This window comes from Paraoerskovia marina DSM 21750 (assembly GCF_000701465.1).
Classification (GTDB): domain Bacteria; phylum Actinomycetota; class Actinomycetes; order Actinomycetales; family Cellulomonadaceae; genus Paraoerskovia; species Paraoerskovia marina.
Map to the genome: position 1 here is coordinate 88,496 of NZ_JNIY01000005.1, position 18,379 is coordinate 106,874.

General features: G+C 69.2%; 12 protein-coding genes and 1 tRNA gene. 9 read left to right on the top strand and 4 right to left on the bottom strand.

Annotated elements, in window-relative coordinates; all coding sequences use genetic code 11:
- The first annotated feature begins 109 nt into the window (after positions 1-109).
- From gltB to pyk, 3 genes are all read left to right on the top strand, one after another.
- Entirely contained in the window at positions 110-4,666 is a 4,557-nt protein-coding gene (gene gltB, locus Q343_RS0109395) for a glutamate synthase large subunit (protein ID WP_029253333.1), read from the top strand.
- Positions 4,659-6,125 (top strand): glutamate synthase subunit beta, encoded by a 1,467-nt coding sequence (locus Q343_RS0109400; protein WP_029253334.1) that lies wholly within the window; start codon positions 4,659-4,661, stop codon positions 6,123-6,125. Before gltB ends, Q343_RS0109400 begins: the two co-directional genes overlap by 8 nt.
- Positions 6,126-6,218: 93 nt before the next feature.
- Entirely contained in the window at positions 6,219-7,655 is a 1,437-nt protein-coding gene (pyk, locus tag Q343_RS0109405) for a pyruvate kinase (RefSeq protein WP_029253335.1), read from the top strand.
- Between the two features lie 53 nt (positions 7,656-7,708).
- Here the strand turns inward: pyk and Q343_RS0109410 are convergent.
- A tRNA-Leu gene (locus tag Q343_RS0109410) sits at positions 7,709-7,785 on the bottom strand.
- A gap of 158 nt (positions 7,786-7,943) precedes the next feature.
- Here Q343_RS0109410 and Q343_RS0109415 point away from each other — a divergent pair.
- A complete protein-coding gene (locus Q343_RS0109415; RefSeq protein ID WP_052367077.1) occupies positions 7,944-8,558 on the top strand; it encodes an ANTAR domain-containing response regulator in 615 nt (204 codons plus the stop codon).
- Positions 8,559-8,679: 121 nt separating this feature from the next.
- The gene (locus Q343_RS0109420; RefSeq protein ID WP_052367078.1) at positions 8,680-9,324 is read left to right on the top strand and encodes a GNAT family N-acetyltransferase; all 645 of its coding nucleotides are present in this window, start codon (positions 8,680-8,682) and stop codon (positions 9,322-9,324) included.
- A gap of 3 nt (positions 9,325-9,327) precedes the next feature.
- Here Q343_RS0109420 and Q343_RS0109425 read toward each other — a convergent pair whose 3' ends face one another.
- Positions 9,328-9,747 (bottom strand): hotdog fold thioesterase, encoded by a 420-nt coding sequence (locus Q343_RS0109425; protein WP_029253338.1) that lies wholly within the window; start codon positions 9,745-9,747, stop codon positions 9,328-9,330.
- Positions 9,748-9,814: 67 nt separating this feature from the next.
- Here Q343_RS0109425 and polA point away from each other — a divergent pair, with 67 nt between their 5' ends.
- On the top strand, positions 9,815-12,439 hold the full coding sequence (polA, locus tag Q343_RS0109430) for a DNA polymerase I (protein ID WP_052367113.1): 2,625 nt from the start codon (positions 9,815-9,817) through the stop codon (positions 12,437-12,439).
- Here polA and Q343_RS0109435 read toward each other — a convergent pair whose 3' ends face one another.
- Positions 12,440-13,258 carry a class I SAM-dependent methyltransferase gene (locus tag Q343_RS0109435; RefSeq protein ID WP_029253340.1) on the bottom strand — a complete coding sequence of 273 codons (819 nt, stop codon included), beginning with the start codon at positions 13,256-13,258 and terminating at the stop codon, positions 12,440-12,442.
- A gap of 138 nt (positions 13,259-13,396) precedes the next feature.
- Here Q343_RS0109435 and Q343_RS0109440 point away from each other — a divergent pair, with 138 nt between their 5' ends.
- The 3 genes from Q343_RS0109440 (at position 13,397) to coaE (ending at position 16,882) form a co-directional block, all read left to right on the top strand.
- Entirely contained in the window at positions 13,397-14,422 is a 1,026-nt protein-coding gene (locus tag Q343_RS0109440; RefSeq protein ID WP_029253341.1) for a 6-phosphofructokinase, read from the top strand.
- A gap of 196 nt (positions 14,423-14,618) precedes the next feature.
- On the top strand, positions 14,619-16,115 hold the full coding sequence (gene rpsA / locus Q343_RS0109445) for a 30S ribosomal protein S1 (protein ID WP_029253342.1): 1,497 nt from the start codon (positions 14,619-14,621) through the stop codon (positions 16,113-16,115).
- 143 nt (positions 16,116-16,258) lie between these two features.
- Positions 16,259-16,882 (top strand): dephospho-CoA kinase, encoded by a 624-nt coding sequence (gene coaE, locus Q343_RS0109450; protein WP_029253343.1) that lies wholly within the window; start codon positions 16,259-16,261, stop codon positions 16,880-16,882.
- Between the two features lie 72 nt (positions 16,883-16,954).
- Here the strand turns inward: coaE and Q343_RS0109455 are convergent, their stop codons facing one another.
- Positions 16,955-18,355 carry a choice-of-anchor A family protein gene (locus tag Q343_RS0109455; protein ID WP_029253344.1) on the bottom strand — a complete coding sequence of 467 codons (1,401 nt, stop codon included), beginning with the start codon at positions 18,353-18,355 and terminating at the stop codon, positions 16,955-16,957.
- Positions 18,356-18,379: the final 24 nt, after the last annotated feature.

Here is an 18,379-nt window from a genome sequence, read left to right on the forward strand (position 1 = left end):
TCGTCGGTCAACCTCCGACGGACCAACGTGTCCGATGGGTCGAGGATGCCCCAGAACTTGGTACTAGCTGTGCATCCGGCACTGTCGGAGGCATGGGAGGACGGTGTTAATGAGCACGCCGATGCACAGGGCAGGCGCGCCAGTGGCGCAGGGTCTGTACGACCCTGCGGCCGAGCATGACGCATGTGGTGTCGCCTTCGTGGCGACTCTTCGCGGGACCCCGGGGCGCGACATCGTCGACGCCGGTCTGACCGCGCTGCTGAATCTCGACCACCGAGGCGCGGTCGGGGCGGAGGAGAACAGCGGCGACGGTGCTGGCATCCTCACCCAGATCCCGGACGCCTTCGTTCGTGACGTCGTCGACGCGGACCTCCCTCCGGCGGGCTTCTACGCCATCGGCATGGCCTTCCTCCCCGGCGACCCGGGCGAGGCGGACGCCGCGGCCGCACGGTTCGACGCGATCGCCGCCGAGGAGGGCCTCGAGGTCCTCGCCTGGCGCGACGTGCCCGTCACCGCGGACCTGGTCGGCCCCGCCGCTCGGGCGACGATGCCGCTCTTCAGGCAGGTCGTCCTCGCCGACCCGGACCGGGCGCGGTCCGGCCTCGAGCTCGACCGCCGCACCTACCGTGCCCGCAAGCGCGCCGAGAACGAGCTCCGCCTCTTCTTCGCGTCCCTGTCGGCGCGGACCCTGACCTACAAGGGCATGCTGACGACGTCGCAGCTCGAGCCGTTCTTCCCCGACCTCTCGGACCCGCGGTACGCCTCGGAGATCGCGCTCGTCCACTCGCGGTTCTCGACCAACACGTTCCCCTCGTGGCCGCTGGCCCAGCCGTTCCGGCTGATCGCGCACAACGGCGAGATCAACACGGTTCGCGGCAACCGCAACTGGATGGCCGCGCGCGAGGGCATGCTCGAGAGCGAGACCCTCGGCGATCTGGAGCCCCTGCTTCCGGTGTGCTCGGAGGGCTCGAGCGACTCGGCCTCGTTCGACGAGGTGCTCGAGCTGCTGCACCTGTCGGGTCGTCCGCTGCCGCACGCCGTCCTCATGATGGTGCCCGAGGCGTGGGAGAACCACACGACGATGGACGCCCAGCGGCGCGCGTTCTACGAGTACAACTCCAACCTCATCGAGCCGTGGGACGGCCCTGCCTGCCTCACGTTCACCGACGGCAGCCTCATCGGCGCCGTCCTGGACCGCAACGGACTGCGGCCCGGACGGTACTGGGTGACCGAGGACGGCCTCGTCGTGCTCGCGTCGGAGGCCGGGGTGCTGGACCTCGACCCGGCGTCGATCGTGCGCAAGGGCCGCCTCGAGCCGGGGAAGATGTTCCTCGTCGACACCCGTCAGGGTCGGATCGTCGCGGACGACGAGATCAAGTCCCAGCTCGCGTCGCAGCGTCCCTACGGCGACTGGATCGCCCAGAACACGGTCACGCTCGACCAGCTCGTCGAGCGTGAGCACGTGGCCCACTCTCCCGCGTCGGTCCAGCGCCGTCAGCGCGCGTTCGGGTACACCGAGGAAGAGCTCAAGGTCATCCTCACGCCGATGGCCAACACGGGGGCCGAGCCGCTCGGCGCGATGGGCACCGACACGCCGATCGCCGTGCTGTCCAACCGGCCGCGCCTGCTCTTCGACTACTTCACGCAGATGTTCGCCCAGGTCACGAACCCCCCGCTGGATGCCATCCGCGAGGAGCTCGTGACGTCCATCGGCGGTGTCATCGGCCCAGAGCCCAACCTGCTCGAGGACTCGTCCGCGCACGCGCGCAAGCTGGTCCTGCCGTTCCCCGTGATCGACAACGACCAGCTGGCCAAGATCAGCAACGTCCACCACGCCGCCGGCGTCGCGGGGACGTTCCGCTCGGTGACGGTCGAGGGGCTCTATCCGGTCCACGGCGGTGGCAGGGCGCTCTACATGCGCCTCGAGGAGATCTTCGAGGAGGTCGACGCGCACGTCGCCGCCGGGGCCAGCTTCATCGTCCTGTCGGACCGCAACGGGGACGCCTCACGGGCGCCGATCCCGTCGCTCCTTCTCCTGAGTGCCGTCCACCACCACCTGCTGCGCCAGCACTCACGCACGCAGGTGTCCCTGGTCGTCGAGGCCGCCGACGTGCGCGAGACGCACCACGTCGCGCTGCTGATCGGCTACGGCGCCGCCGCGGTGAACCCGTACCTCGCCATGGAGACGGTCGAGGACCTGGCACTGCGTGGATACCTGGACGTCAAGCCCGACGACGCCGTGCGCAACCTCATCAAGGCTCTCGGCAAGGGTGTCCTGAAGGTGATGAGCAAGATGGGGATCTCGACGATCTCCTCGTACCGCGGAGCGCAGGCGTTCGAGGCCGTGGGCCTGTCCCACGAGCTCGTCGACGACTACTTCACGGAGACGACGACCCGACTGGGTGGCGTCGGCCTCGACATCCTCGCCGCCGAGACGGCCGCGCGGCACGCGGAGGCATACCCGGCGTCGGGGAACCACCAGGCGCACCAGCGTCTGACGACGGGTGGCGAGTACCAGTGGCGTCGGGACGGGGAGGAGCACCTCTTCAACCCGGACACCGTCTTCCGCCTCCAGCACGCCACGCGGACACGTCGCTTCGACATCTTCCGCGAGTACACCGGCCGGATCAACGAGCAGTCGGAGCGGCTCATGACGCTGCGCGGCCTGCTCGAGCTGCGTCCGGAGCGACCGTCCGTCCCGCTCGACGAGGTCGAGCCGGTCAGCGAGATCGTCAAGCGGTTCAACACCGGTGCGATGTCCTACGGGTCGATCTCCAAGGAGGCGCACGAGACGCTCGCCATCGCGATGAACAGGCTCGGTGCGCGCTCGAACACCGGCGAGGGGGGCGAGGACCCGGATCGGCTGTACGACCCGGAGCGTCGTTCGAAGGTCAAGCAGATTGCGTCGGGCCGGTTCGGAGTCACCTCCGAGTACCTGACGAACGCCGACGACATCCAGATCAAGCTCGCCCAGGGCGCCAAGCCCGGCGAGGGTGGTCAGCTGCCGGGGCACAAGGTCTACCCGTGGGTCGCGCGGACGCGTCACTCGACGCCGGGCGTCGGCCTGATCTCGCCGCCCCCGCACCACGACATCTACTCGATCGAGGATCTCGCCCAGCTGATCCACGACGCGAAGAACGCCAACCCGTCGGCGCGCGTCCACGTCAAGCTGGTGTCGGAGTTCGGCGTCGGGACGGTGGCGACGGGCGTCTCGAAGGCCCACGCCGACGTCGTCCTGATCTCTGGGCACGACGGTGGGACGGGAGCCAGCCCGCTGACCTCCCTGAAGCATGCCGGGACGCCGTGGGAGATCGGGCTCGCCGAGACGCAGCAGACGCTCGTGCTGAACAACCTGCGTGACCGGATCGTCGTCCAGGTCGACGGCCAGATGAAGACGGGCCGCGACGTCGTCGTGGCGGCGCTGCTCGGCGCGGAGGAGTTCGGCTTCGCCACCGCACCGATGGTCGTCGAGGGCTGCATCATGATGCGCGTCTGCCACCTGAACACGTGCCCCGTCGGCGTCGCGACGCAGGACCCGGAGTTGCGGTCGCGGTTCACGGGTAAGCCTGAGTTCGTCGTCAACTTCTTCGAGTTCATCGCCGAGGAGGTGCGTGAGTACCTCGCGGAGCTCGGCTACCGGACCGTCGAGGAGGCCATCGGCCAGGTCCAGGCGCTCGACGCACGCAAGGCCGTCGACCACTGGAAGGCCTCGGGGCTCGACCTGGGTCCCGTGCTCGAGCGTCCGGTACCGGTCGAGGGCTCCTCGCTCCGGAACACGACGACGCAGGATCACGGCCTGGAGCGTGCTCTCGACAACCAGCTCATCGCGCAGTCTGCCGATGCACTGGCCCACGGCACACCGGTGCGGATCGACCTCTCGGTCCGCAACGTGAACCGCACGGTCGGGACGATGCTCGGGCACGAGGTGACCAAGCGGTACCGCGGGGAGGGCCTCCCGGACGACACGATCGACGTGCGGCTGACCGGTTCGGCCGGACAGTCCCTCGGGGCGTTCCTGCCCCGGGGCATCTCGCTCCGTCTCTTCGGCGACGCGAACGACTACGTCGGCAAGGGCCTGTCGGGCGGACGCATCGTCGTCCGACCCGACCTGGCCTCGGTCCTGCACGGGGCCGAGGACGTCATCGCCGGGAACGTCATCGGGTACGGCGCGACGTCGGGGGAGATCTTCCTTCGCGGTCTCGTCGGCGAGCGCTTCGGCGTACGCAACTCCGGTGCGACGCTGGTCGTCGAGGGCGTGGGCGACCACGGCTGCGAGTACATGACCGGTGGGACCGTGCTCGTCCTCGGGCGGACCGGACGCAACTTCGGGGCCGGGATGTCAGGCGGTACGGCCTACGTGCTCGACCTGCGTGAGGAGGCGGTCAACACCACCGCCGTCAGCTCGGGCGACCTGCGGATCGAACCGCTCGACGACGCGGACGCTGTGCTCGTCGAGTCGTTGCTGCAGCGCCACCTCGAGGAGACCGGATCGCCGCGCGCGGCCGAGCTCCTGGAGGACTTCGAGACCACGAAGAGTCGCATCACGCGCGTCCTGCCGGCGGAGTTTGCCCGTGTCCGCGCGGTCCTGGAGCAGGCGTCGCAGGACGGTACCGACCTTGAGGCGCCCGGCGCCTGGGAGAACCTTTTGGAGGTGGCACGTGGCTGACCCCCGCGGATTTCTGAAGACCCGAGAGCGAGAGCTCCCGCGGAACCGACCCGTCGAGGTGCGGCTGCAGGACTGGAAGGACGTCCACGAGCACCGTGTGGACGGCCAGCCCTTCCTCGCGACCCAGGCGAGCCGCTGCATGGACTGCGGCGTCCCGTTCTGCCATCAGGGATGCCCGCTCGGGAACCTCATCCCCGAGTGGAACGACCTCGTTCGCCAGGACCAGTGGGCCGACGCCATCGAGCGACTCCACGAGACGAACAACTTCCCGGAGTTCACGGGGCGTGTCTGCCCCGCGCCGTGCGAGTCGAGCTGTGTCCTCGGCATCAACCAGCCGCCCGTCACGATCAAGAACATCGAGGTCTCGATCATCGACGAGGCGTTCGCCCGGGGCCTCGTCGTCCCGGAGATCCCTCATCGCCTGACGGGCAAGACCGTCGCCGTCGTCGGGTCCGGTCCGGCCGGACTCGCCGCGGCGCAGCAGATGACCCGCGCCGGGCACACCGTCGTGGTCTACGAGCGGGACCGCGCCGCGGGCGGGCTCCTGCAGTACGGGATCCCCGACTTCAAGCTCGAGAAGGTTCACGTCGAGCGCCGACTGGAGCAGATGCGTGCCGAGGGCACGCGCTTCCGGACCGGCGTGGAGGTCGGCAAGGACATCGCCTGGGACGAGCTGCGACGGCGTTTCGACGCCGTGATCGTCTCGACGGGTGCGACCGTGCCGCGCGACCTGACGATCCCGGGGCGCGAGAGTGCGGGCATCCACTACGCGATGGAGTTCCTGCACCAGGCCAACGACGTGGTCGCAGGCCACGAGGTCGAGGACCAGATCGTGGCGACGGGCAAGCACGTGGTGATCATCGGTGGCGGTGACACCGGCTCGGACTGCCTCGGCACGTCCCTGCGTCAAGGGGCGGCGAGCGTCACGACCCTGGCCATCGGGAAGCAGCCACCGCTCGATCGTGCGGTCGACCAGCCCTGGCCGACCGACCCGATCGTCTTCGACGTCTCGTCCTCCCACGAAGAGGGCGGTGAGCGTCGTTACCTGGCCTCGACCGTCGACTTCGTCGCGGACGAGGACGGGAACGTCCGTGCTCTCCGCGTCGCCGAGACCGAGTACCTCCCGGACGGACGCCGCGTCCCGCGCGCCGGGTCGGAGCACGAGATCCCTGCGGACCTCGTGCTCATCGCGATGGGCTTCACCGGGCCGGAGACGGAGCTGCTGACCGCACAGAGCGGCGCGGAGCTCACCGCCCGGGGTCTCGTCGCACGCGACGACGACTTCGCGGGCTCGGTACCGGGCATGTTTGTCGCGGGCGACGCCGGGCGCGGTCAGTCGCTCATCGTCTGGGCCATCGCCGAGGGTCGGGCTGCCGCAGCAGCGGCGGACGCGTACCTTCAAGGAGAGACCGAGCTGCCGTCGCCCGTGCGGGCGAGCACGGTCTCGTTGAAGCCCTGACATCGTGCCCGGGGACTCCGGGCATCCACGGGCTCCCGCGTGACGGGAGCCGGAGCCCGGATTCCGGGCAGCGAGAACTACGAGGCTGGAGAAATGCGCAGAGCAAAGATCGTATGCACCATCGGTCCGGTGACCGAGTCCCCGGAGCAGATCCAGGCGCTGGTCGACGCAGGCATGGACGTCGCCCGGCTGAACCGTAGCCACGGCGACCCCGAGGTCCACGAGGCGGTGTACAACAACGTCCGTGCGGCTTCCAAGAAGTCGGGGCGCTCGGTCGCCGTCCTCGTCGACCTGCAGGGCCCGAAGATCCGCCTCGGGCGCTTCGCGAACGACGAGAAGCAGTGGCTCAACGAGGGCGACGTCTTCACGATCACGACCGAGGACGTGGTGGGGACGAAGGAGCTCGTCTCCACGACGCACAAGGGACTGCCGGGTGACGCCCGCGTCGGTGACCCGATCCTGATCGACGACGGCCGTGTTCTCGTCCGCGTGACGGCGGTGGAGGGCCCCCGCGTCGTCACCCGTGTCGAGGTGGCCGGTCCGGTCTCCAACAACAAGGGGCTCAACCTGCCCGGCGTCGCGGTCTCTGTGCCCGCGATGAGCGACAAGGACGAGGCGGACCTGCGCTGGGCTCTGCGCCTGGGCGCGGACATCATCGCGCTCTCGTTCGTCCGGAACGCCGCCGACTACGACGACGTGCGCCGCATCATGGACGAAGAGGGACGCGTGATCCCGGTCGTCGCCAAGGTCGAGAAGCCTCAGGCGGTCGAGAACCTCGTCGAGATCGTGGATGCGTTCGACGGCATCATGGTCGCGCGTGGCGACCTCGGCGTCGAGCTCCCGCTCGAGCAGGTCCCGCTCGTCCAGAAGCGCGCCGTCGAGCTCGCTCGACGTGCCGCCAAGCCGGTGATCGTGGCCACCCAGGTGCTCGAGTCGATGATCTCGGCCCCGCGGCCGACGCGCGCGGAGGCGTCCGACTGCGCCAACGCCGTTCTCGACGGCGCGGACGCCGTCATGCTCTCCGGCGAGACGTCCGTGGGGGAGTACCCCATCGGAGCCGTGGAGACGATGGCCCGCATCATCGAGAGCACCGAGCAGCTCGGGCGCGAGCGGATCGCGCCCCTCGGGTCGACGCCGCACACGCGCGGCGGTGCGATCACCCGCGCCGCGGCCGAGATCGGCGAGACGCTGGGTGTGAAGCACCTGGTGACGTTCACGCAGTCGGGCGACTCCGCGCGCCGGATGTCCCGCCTGCGCTCGTCGATCCCGCTGCTCGCCTTCACGCCGAAGCAGCACGTGCGCAACACGCTGTCCCTGACCTGGGGCACGCAGGCGTACGAGGTGCCCGAGGTCGACTCGACCGAGGCCATGATCGAGCAGGTCGACACGATGTTCCAGGCGAACGGACTCGGCGAGATCGGTGACCTCGTGGTCGTCGTCTCGGGCGCACCGGTCGGTGTCGCGGGGACGACGAACTCGATCCTGGTGCACAAGATCGGATCGCAGTCGGACGTGCGCGAGCAGCGCTGACGTATGGACGGCGAACGGCCCGGCACTCCGAGGAGTGCCGGGCCGTTCGTGTGTGGTGCCCCGGGCGGGATTCGAACCCGCACTGGACCGGGTTTGAGCCGGATGCCTCTGCCGGTTGGGCTACCGGGGCGGGCAGCGTGTGCCCATCGAACCACAGAAACGCGCGACTTCGGAATCGGTGCGCGGAGGCCGAATCGGTGCGTGCAGGCACCACCGTGGGCGGGGCACTAGGATGGAACCGTGAGTGACGACAACACGCAAGCAGACGAGCCCCTTGACCTCCCTCCGATGATCGACGAGCCGGAGCCGGAGGCTCCGACGAACGCACGTCCGGTGCGACGGGCGGTCGTCGCCGAGGACGAGGCGTTGATCCGCATGGATGTCGTCGAGACGCTCCGCGAGGCGGGGATCGAGGTCGTCGGCGAGGCCGGTGACGGTGAGACGGCCGTGAAGCTCGCGATCGAGCTGAAGCCGGACGTCGTCGTGATGGACGTCAAGATGCCGGAGCTCGACGGTATCTCTGCCGCCGAGCGCATCGGGAAGGCGCATGTCGCGCCCGTCGTGCTGCTGACGGCCTTCTCGCAGACCGAGCTCGTCGAGCGCGCCCGTGACGCGGGTGCGATGGCGTACGTCGTCAAGCCGTTCACGCCCGCGGACCTGCTGCCGGCGGTCGAGATCGCGATCTCGCGGTACTCGCAGATCGCGGCGCTCGAGTCCGAGGTCGCCGACCTGGCTGAGCGCTTCGAGACGCGCAAGCGCGTCGACCGTGCCAAGGGCCTGCTGATGACGAAGATGGGTCTCTCCGAGCCCGAGTCGTTCCGTTGGATCCAGAAGACCTCGATGGATCGTCGCCTCACCATGCGCGAGGTCGCCGACGCCGTGATCGACCAGGTCGGCGCCTGACGGTCGCGTCGATCTCCCTCTGGCGGACGCCTCGTAGCGCGGACTATGGTTCTGCCAGATCCTGTACCAACCCGTCGCGCCCCGTCCGCACGGACCGCGACCCCGACCGGAGGCCTCACGGATGCGAATCGCTGTTGACGTCCGCGGTGCGGCTCACCGTGAGCTTGCTGCGCTGGCCGTGCTCTGCGCCGAGGCGCGGGGTGAGTCCTCGGCGGGAGTCCAGGTGTGCACGCCCGACACCGACCGGATCGTCCGACACCTCTCGGTCCTGCTCGCGGTGCCCGGAGGGGTCGTTCTCGGGGCGTACGACGGCGACGAGCCGGTCGGGTTCCTCCTCGCCCGCGTGGTGAGCCCGGGTGCACTGAACGACGAGCCGAGCCTCTACATCGAGGCCGTCTACGTCAGCTCGGCTGCGCGACGCCGAGGTGTCGGCCACGCGCTCCTGGCGATGGCGGCCGAGATCGCCGTCAGCACCGGGTGCGTCGACGTCTACGCGGTCCCGATCCCGGGCGCACGGGGCATCCAGCGCTTCTTCGCCCGGATGGGGTTCGCCCCCGCGGTCGCGCACCGGGTCGTCACGACCGCCACTCTCCAGCGCCGCCTCGCCGCCGAGGCCGGCCCCAACAAGCGCGCCGTCGCCCGTCAGGGCATCGAGGACCTCATCGCCCGTCGGCGCCGTGCCCGCGCTGAACTGACCAGCGGTCCCGTCGACCTGCGGGAGTTCCAGCGCGCTCGGCGCGAGGACTCTGACCGCGTCGCCCGCTGAGTCTCAGCGGTCCAGGAGGAAGCAGCTCAGACGCGCGGAGCAGACGCGACGTCCGGACTCGTCGGTGATCGTGATCGCGTAGCTTGCGGTCGTCCTGCCGAGGTGCACCGCCTCGGCGACCGCACGGACTGATCCCTCGCGCGCCCCGCGATGATGAGTCGCGTTCAGCTCCGTGCCGACGCTCGCGCGGCCGGGCCCGGCGTGGACCTGCGCGGCGAACGACCCGACCGTCTCGGCCAGCGCGGCCGAGGCGCCACCGTGGAGGAGGCCGGCAGGCTGGGTGTTCCCGGCCACCGGCATGACCGCGACGGCCCGCGCGGCGCTGACCTCGAGGAGCTCGATGCCCATCCTCTCGATCAGTGTGCCGCGGGTCGAGGCACGGAGGTCGGCGAGGACGTGTTCGGGTGACTGTGTGTCGGTCATAGCGGATAGGTTGGCACCTGTGACCACCGACGCGCGACCCAGGCTCCTTCTCATCGACGGCCACTCGATGGCCTACCGGGCGTACTACGCCCTGCCCGTTGAGAACTTCTCGACGACGACGGGCCAGTCCACGAACGCCGTCTTCGGGTTCACGTCGATGCTGATCAACCTCATCCGTGACGAGCAGCCGACGCACGTCGCCGTGGCGTTCGACGCGGGGAGCTCGACGTTCCGGACCGAACGGCTCCCGAGCTACAAGGCCGGACGCGCCGCGACGCCCGAGCCGTTCAAGGGCCAGGTGCCGCTCATCAAGGAGGTGCTGGACGCGATCGGGATCGTCCAGCTGCAGAAGGAGAACTTCGAGGCGGACGACATCTTCGCAACGCTGTCGACCCGCGGCGTCGCTGCGGGCATGGAGGTCCTCGTCTGCTCCGGGGACAGGGACGCCTTCCAGCTCGCGAGCTCCGAGGTCACGGTTCTGTACCCCAAGCGGGGCGTCTCGGACCTCGCGCGGATGACCCCGGACGCCGTCAGCGAGAAGTACGGCGTCGACCCCGAGCACTACCCGGACCTGGCTGCTCTCGTCGGCGAGAAGGCCGACAACCTGCCGGGGGTCCCCGGGGTCGGGGCGAAGACCGCGGCCAAGTGGATCGGCGCGTACGGCGATCTGGACGGAGTTCTTGGGTCGGCGGAGGAGATCAAGGGCAAGGCCGGGGAGAACCTGCGCGCGCACCTCGATCAGGTCCGCTCCAACCGCGAGCTCAACGCTCTGGTGCGCGATCTTGATCTCCCCGTCGAGATCTCCGACCTGGAGATGCGGGGGTGGGACAGATCTGCGGTTGACGCCGTCTTCGGACCGTTGGAGTTCACGGCGCTCCGGGACCGTCTGATGGCCCTGGACCCCGGCGACGAGGAGCCGGCTCCGGAGCTGACGGTCGAGACCGCCTCGCTCGAGGCCGGCGAGCTGGAGCAGTGGCTCACGGCGCGCTCGACGCAGGTCGTCGGTCTCGACGTCGACGGGAACCGCGGTGCCGTGCGCGGAGACGCCTGGACGCTGGCGCTGGCTGCCGACGTCGCGGTGGTGCTCGACCTGGCCGACATCGCCGCGGAGGACGAGCAGGCTCTCGAGGCATGGCTGGGTGATCGCGAGGCACCCAAGGCTGCGCACGGCGCCAAGGGCGCGGCTCACGCGCTGGCGGGTCGAGGTCTGCCGCTCGAAGGCGTCGTGTTCGACACCGAGCTGGCCGCGTACCTGTGCTTTCCCGACCATCGTGGTTACGACCTCGCGGACCTCACCCTCCGCCACCTGCAGCGCGAGCTGCGGGCGGAGGAGGGCGGAGGCGCTCAGGGAGCCCTCGACCTGTCGCTCGACGACGACGGCGGCCCCGACCCGATCCACGCTGCGCGGGCTGCGGCCGTGCGAGACCTCGTCGACGTCCTCGGGCGTGAGCTCGACGACCGGAGCGCGACGACGCTCCTGACCGACCTGGAGATGCCGCTCGCGGTGGTCCTCGGACAGATGGAGAGCACGGGGATCGCCGTCGACGTCGACGGTCTGCAGCGTCTGTCGGACCAGTTCGCCTCGCAGGTGACCGACGCCGCCGACGCCGCGTACGGCGTCATCGACCGTGAGGTCAACCTCGGCTCCCCGAAGCAGCTTCAGGAGGTGCTGTTCGAGGACCTCGGCATGCCCAAGACCAAGAAGATCAAGACTGGCTACACGACCGACGCGGCCGCCCTGGCGGACCTCTACGTCAAGACGAACCACCCGTTCCTCGAGCACCTCCTGGCGCACCGCGACGCGACGCGCCTGCGCCAGACGGCCGACGGCCTGCTGAAGTCCGTCGCCGACGACGGACGCATCCACACCTCGTTCCAGCAGACGATCGCGGCGACGGGCCGACTGAGCTCCACCGACCCGAACCTCCAGAACATCCCGATCAGGACGGAGGCAGGGCGGCAGATCCGTCGGGCGTTCGTCGTGGGGGAGGGCTACGAGACGCTGCTGACCGCCGACTACAGCCAGATCGAGATGCGCATCATGGCCCACCTGTCGGGCGACGAAGGACTGATCGAGGCCTTCCGTACCGGAGAAGACCTGCACCGTTACGTCGGTTCTCGAGTGTTCGACGTCGACCCTGCCGACGTGACGCCGCAGATGCGGTCCAAGATCAAGGCGATGTCATACGGTCTCGCGTACGGGCTCTCGTCGTTCGGTCTCTCGAAGCAGCTCGGGATCTCGGTGGGCGAGGCGAGCGGACTGATGGACGACTACTTCGAGCGCTTCGGGGGAGTTCGGGACTATCTGACGAGCGTCGTCTCCGAGGCGCGTGCGACCGGATTCACCGCGACGATCATGGGACGGCGCCGCTACCTGCCGGACCTCACGAGCGACAACCGCCAGCGACGCGAGATGGCTGAGCGGATGGCTCTCAACGCACCGATCCAGGGAAGTGCAGCGGACATCATCAAGGTCGCGATGCTCGGTGTCGACGCGGCACTGCGGGAGCAGGAGCTCTCGTCGCGCGTGCTCCTGCAGGTCCACGACGAGCTGGTGCTCGAGGTCGCGCCGGGGGAGCGGGGCACGGCCGAGGAGATCCTGCGGGACCAGATGGGCGCCGCGGCATCGCTCTCCGTGCCGTTGGACGTGTCGGTGGGGTCGGGGCAGAGCTGGCACGACGCCGGGCACTGATCATTCGGGAGCGGCTGGTCGTCGGGTGACGACGATCAGCGTTCCGGGCAAGAACCTGCCGCGAACGGGCCCCCAACCGCCCCAGACGGCGTCGTTGTCCGTCGGCCATTCCGGTTCGACGACGTCGACGACCTCGAGGCCCGCCGCCACGACGTCCCGGACATGGTCGCCGAGGGTCCTGTGGTACTCGGTGTAGATGACCTGCCCGGTCGCGGCGGACTCGACGTAGGGGCGACGGTCGAAGTACGACCGGTGCGCCGTCAGTCCGTGCTCCGTCGGGTCGTCCGGGAAGGCCCACCGGAGTGGGTGGGTCGTGGAGAAGACCCAGCGTCCGCCCGGGCGCAGGACCCGTCGAGCCTCCCGGTGGATCCGCAGCGGGTCCGGGACGAAGGGGATGGCACCGAACGACGTGAACACGGCGTCGAACGTCGCGGGCGGGAACGGCAGCGCCCGCGCGTCGGCCTGGACGGTGGGCACCGAGACGCCGACCCGCGCGTCGAGCACCGCGGCGTGCCGCAGCATCTCGAGCGACACGTCGCTGGCGACGACTCGCGCACCCTGCGCGGCGAGCCAGCGTGAGCACTGCGCGGCTCCGGCACCGACCTCGAGGACGTCCTGGCCGGCGACGTCGCCCAGCAGCGCCAGGTCGGCCTCGCGGAGCCCCTCCGGACCCCAGCAGAAGTCGGCGTCCCCGAGGAACTCACCGTGCTCGACGGCGTACTCGGTTGCGTTTTCGTCCCACCAACGACGGGCAACGGAGCCGCCTTGCTCGTCGTCCACCGAGCGGTATTCGACCCGATCCACACCCAGATTCTCCATCTGTCCATTCTGAGGGTCAAAAGGTGGACATGGGGACGTCTGGAGGTGGCCGCGCGATAGCGTGAGCATGGTCGCACTGGATGATGCGACCGAGGTCGCGGCTGCTCGCGGGTGGCCGCCGGACGACGAGGAGAATCAGTGCGCATCGGTCTGCTCACAGGTGGCGGCGACTGTCCCGGTTTGAACGCAGCGATTCGCGCTGTCGTGAAGCAGGCGACGGGCGAGTACGGAGCGACTGTCACCGGCTTTCGGAACGGATGGCGCGGCGTCGTCGACGGGGACGTCGTGCCCCTGGGGCGCGCGGACATCCGCAACGTCCTGCCGGTCGGCGGCACGCTCCTCGGTACTGCCCGCTTTCACCCGCACGCGGAGCACGGCGGTCTCGACGGCGTTCTCGCGACCCTCGAGGCCGAGCGGATCGACAGCCTGATCTGCATCGGCGGCGACGGCACGCTGCATGCCGCGCAGCAGGTCGCCGACGCAGGCGTGAACGTCATCGCCATCCCGAAGACGATCGACAACGACGTCGAGGGGACCGACCTCTCGATCGGGTTCCACACGGCGGTGAACATCGCGACGGAGGCGATCGACCGCGTCCACACGACGGCCGAGAGCCACAACCGTGTCATGGTCGTGGAGGTCATGGGGCGGCACGCCGGGTGGATCGCGGTCAACGCGGGCATCGCCGGCGGCGCCGAGGTCGTCCTCGCTCCCGAGGAGCCGTTCGAGATCGAGCGGCTCGTCAAGTTCCTCAAGCACCGGCACCGCGCTCACGCGAACTTCTCGATCGTGGTCGTCGCCGAGGGTGCGATCCCTGCCGAGGGGTCCTCGATGGACTACACCCAGGAGCTCGGCAGGTTCGGCGAGATCATCGCCGGGTCGATCGGCGAGAGGGTCTCGAAGGAGATCGCGGAGCGCACGGGGTTCGACACGCGTCTGACCGTCCTCGGGCACGTCCAGCGCGGTGGTTCGCCGACGCCGACCGACCGGATCCTCGGCAGCCGGTTCGGTGTCGCGGCCGTCGACGCGGCGATGCGCGGGGAGTCGCAGGTCATGACCGCGCTCCGTGGTGAGCAGGTCGTCACCGTGCCCCTCGCGGAGGTCGCCGGCCGCCTCAAGACCGTGCCGTCGGAGCTGCTCCGTGTCGCACAGGTGCTTGCATGACCTGATTTGTCCGGCGGTGTCCAGCAGCGTTGTACAGATCCGCCCGCCCAGTTACGATAGAGAACGGTGCCGTGCGCCTTGCGTCGGACCCTGACCTGCCGGATCGGCAGCACCGGAGTCCTTCGTCGAGTTTCTGTCCCGGCCCGTTCCATACCTGTCCGTACTACGTCCTGTCCGCATCGGAGCATCGAACTCAATGACCATCTCTACCCCCGCGAAGTCCGTACCCCAGGTCGCCATCAACGACATCGGTACCGAAGAGGACTTCCTCGCCGCCGTCGACGCCACCATCAAGTACTTCAACGATGGCGACATCGTCGAGGGCACCATCGTCAAGGTTGACCGTGACGAGGTCCTTCTCGACATCGGCTACAAGACCGAGGGTGTCATCCCCTCGCGCGAGCTCTCCATCAAGCACGACGTCGACCCCGGTGAGGTCGTCGAGGTCGGCGACGCCGTCGAGGCGCTCGTTCTCCAGAAGGAGGACAAGGAGGGTCGTCTGATCCTGTCCAAGAAGCGCGCACAGTACGAGCGCGCCTGGGGCACGATCGAGAAGATCAAGGAAGAGGACGGTGTCGTCACCGGCACGGTCATCGAGGTCGTCAAGGGCGGCCTCATCCTCGACATCGGTCTGCGTGGCTTCCTCCCCGCGTCGCTCGTGGAGATGCGTCGTGTCCGCGACCTCCAGCCGTACGTCGGCAAGGAGATCGAGGCGAAGATCATCGAGCTCGACAAGAACCGCAACAACGTCGTCCTCTCGCGCCGTGCCTGGCTCGAGCAGACGCAGTCCGAGGTTCGTTCCACCTTCCTGCAGACCCTGCAGAAGGGCCAGGTGCGCCCGGGCGTCGTCTCCTCGATCGTCAACTTCGGTGCGTTCGTGGACCTCGGTGGCGTCGACGGACTCGTCCACGTCTCCGAGCTCTCCTGGAAGCACATCGACCACCCCTCCGAGGTCGTCGAGGTCGGCCAGGAGGTCACGGTCGAGGTGCTCGACGTCGACTTCGACCGCGAGCGCGTCTCGCTGTCGCTCAAGGCGACGCAGGAGGACCCGTGGCAGACCTTCGCCCGTACGCACGCCATCGGACAGGTTGTGCCCGGCAAGGTCACCAAGCTCGTTCCGTTCGGTGCGTTCGTTCGCGTCGAGGACGGCATCGAGGGTCTCGTGCACATCTCCGAGCTCGCCGTGCGTCACGTCGATCTGCCTGAGCAGGTCGTCACGGTCGGCGAAGAGGTGTTCGTCAAGGTCATCGACATCGACCTCGAGCGTCGTCGTATCTCGCTCTCGCTGAAGCAGGCGAACGAGGGCGTGGACCCGGAGTCGGACGACTTCGACCCCGCGCTCTACGGCATGGCTGCCGAGTACGACGAGCAGGGCAACTACAAGTACCCCGAGGGCTTCGACCCCGAGTCGAACGAGTGGCTCGAGGGCTACGAGACGCAGCGCGAGGCGTGGGAGGGCGAGTACGCCAAGGCCCACGAGCGCTGGGAGGCTCACCGCAAGCAGGTCGCCGACGCCATCAAGGCGGACATCGAGGCCTCGACCAGCGAGACGCCGAGCGCGAGCAGTAGTTCCAACGCTCCGGCTGCTTCGGGTTCGTCGTACTCCTCGACGGCCCCGGCCGAGGACGCGGGCGGCACGCTCGCCTCGGACGAGGCTCTGGCTGCTCTGCGCGAGAAGCTCACGGGCAACTGATCTGAGGATCTAGTTCCCGCCTGAACTGCGGCCCACGACTCCTACGGGAGTCGTGGGCCGCAGTCGTCCGCGACAGGCCCGCATCGACGAGCCCCGTCTACTCTCACGCGGTGTGGTCGGGGCTCGGGTGGCACCATGGGTGGATGATTCGTATAGGACTGACCGGGGGAATCGCGGCGGGGAAGTCGACGGCGTCGCGCCGGCTCGCGTCGCTCGGTGCGACCGTGATCGACTACGACCTGCTCGCGCGGGAGGCGGTTCGTCCTGGTTCCGTCGGTCTCGGTTCCATCGTGGAGGCTTTCGGCGAGGGTGTGCTGGGCACAGACGGAGAGCTCGACCGACCTGTGCTCGCCGATCTCGTCTTCGACGATCCCTCGGCCCGGGCGACGCTTGACTCCATCGTCCATCCGGAGGTCCACAGGCTCGCCGCAGAGCGTGACGCGGAGGCCGGAGCCGCCGCGGAGAATGCGGTCGTCGTCCACGACGTCCCGCTTCTCGCGGAGTCCGGGCGGACCGATCAGTACCATCTCGTCGTGGTGGTCGACGCGCCCGAGGACGTTCGCCTGGCGCGGCTCGTCGAGGAGCGGGGCCTGTCGGTCGAGGGTGCCGAGGCGCGACTTCGCGCCCAGGCGAGCGACGTCGAACGCCGGAGCATCGCTGACGTCGTGCTCGACGGCTCGTCTACGACGAACGATCTGGACCGTCAGGTGGACCGGCTCTGGGGCCGGCTGATGGACGAGGCGCGCGAGGAGCAGCCGAGCGCCTGACGATGCCAGAACACACGAGGGCGGCACCCGTCGCGGGTGCCGCCCTCATGCGTGTGGCGAGTGTGCCGTCTGCTATGCCTGACGACGGCGGAGGATCAGGAGCGTCACGCCGGCCGCCGTCAGCAGTGCGGCGACCGATGCCATCCACCCGACGGTGGCGCCGGTGACCGCCAGGGTGTCCTCGTCCGTCTCGGCGACCGCAGCCTCTGCCGGGGAGGGGATCGACGTGCCGAGCACCTCGGTCGTCGGGGTCTCGGTGGCCTCCGGGACGACGGTCCCGTCGGTCGGCTCGTCCCCGGGTTCCTCCGTCGCGGGCTCCTCGGTCGCCGGAGCCGCCGGCTCCTCGCTGGGCGCGTCGGTGGGCGTGCTCGACGGCGCGTCGGTCGGGACGGTCGGCCCGGGCTTCTCCGGGTCCGTCTCAGGGATCTGCGGCGTCACCGGCTCGCACCCGAGCTCGCCGGCGCCGATCCACGGGTAGTTGTGGTGCTCGAGCCCGCTCCCCGACGCCCCGAACTCGAGGTCGCCACCGATCCAGAGGCGCCCGTTGGTGTTGGTCGTCTGCGTCGTGTCCGCATGTGGGGCGAGGATGCTGCCGACGAGCTGACTGCCGCCGCTGAGCTCGAGGGACGTGGCGTCCGGGAAGTTCCAGATGATCCGCGGCGCCCACGCACCAAGCTCGGTCCAGGTGTCTATCCGGTCTGCAACCGATCCTGCGGCGGTGTGCACGGAATCGAGGGTCGCGTCGGTACCCGAGACGTTGATGACGATCGGGGCGGACCGGCCGACGTCGACGAACGTGACAGCGTCGAGACCGGCTGCCTGCTCTGCGGTCAGGTCAAAGACCTGCGTGTCGCCCGTGCCATCCCCCATCAGTGCGGGGAATCCGCCTGCCGTTCCGAGTTCCCCGTTGGCCGACAGTGCACTCAGCCGTGCGGAGACGTCGGTCAAGGTCGCCTCGGTGGTGGCGACGGTCGCCGCGGCCGTGTTGTCCTTCTCGGAGCTGATCCCACCGTTGAGCTGGAGGTTCCCCGTGATCGACGTGCGGGAGACGACGTTCCCGCCGCCGGTCACGCCGTGGTTGACGTCGACGGTGGAGCCGTCCATCACCGTGACCGCGCCGGCTGACACGAGGACGTCGCTGCCGCCGGCGGGGGTGATCTGGGATCCGCCACCGGCACGGCCGATGTTGAACAAGCCCGCGTCGACGGTCGTGGTTCCTCCGACGAAGAGCTGGCCCTCCGACTCGGCGGCGGACTTGAGTGCGACGTAGTCGCCCCCGACGAAGACGGCGACGCCGTTGTCGGTGAACTGAGGGTCGTCCTGAGTGATGCCCGGGAGGAGTTCGTTGGTGCAGGCCGGTGCGCCCGTGGGCGTCGCGTGTGCCATCGGCGCCGCGAGGGAGACGAGGGCGAGGGTTCCGGCGGCCGTCAGCGCGGCTGTGCTGCTGAGGCGACGTGAGACAGGGCGAGGCATCGATGCTCCGTGTGGAAGTAAGTT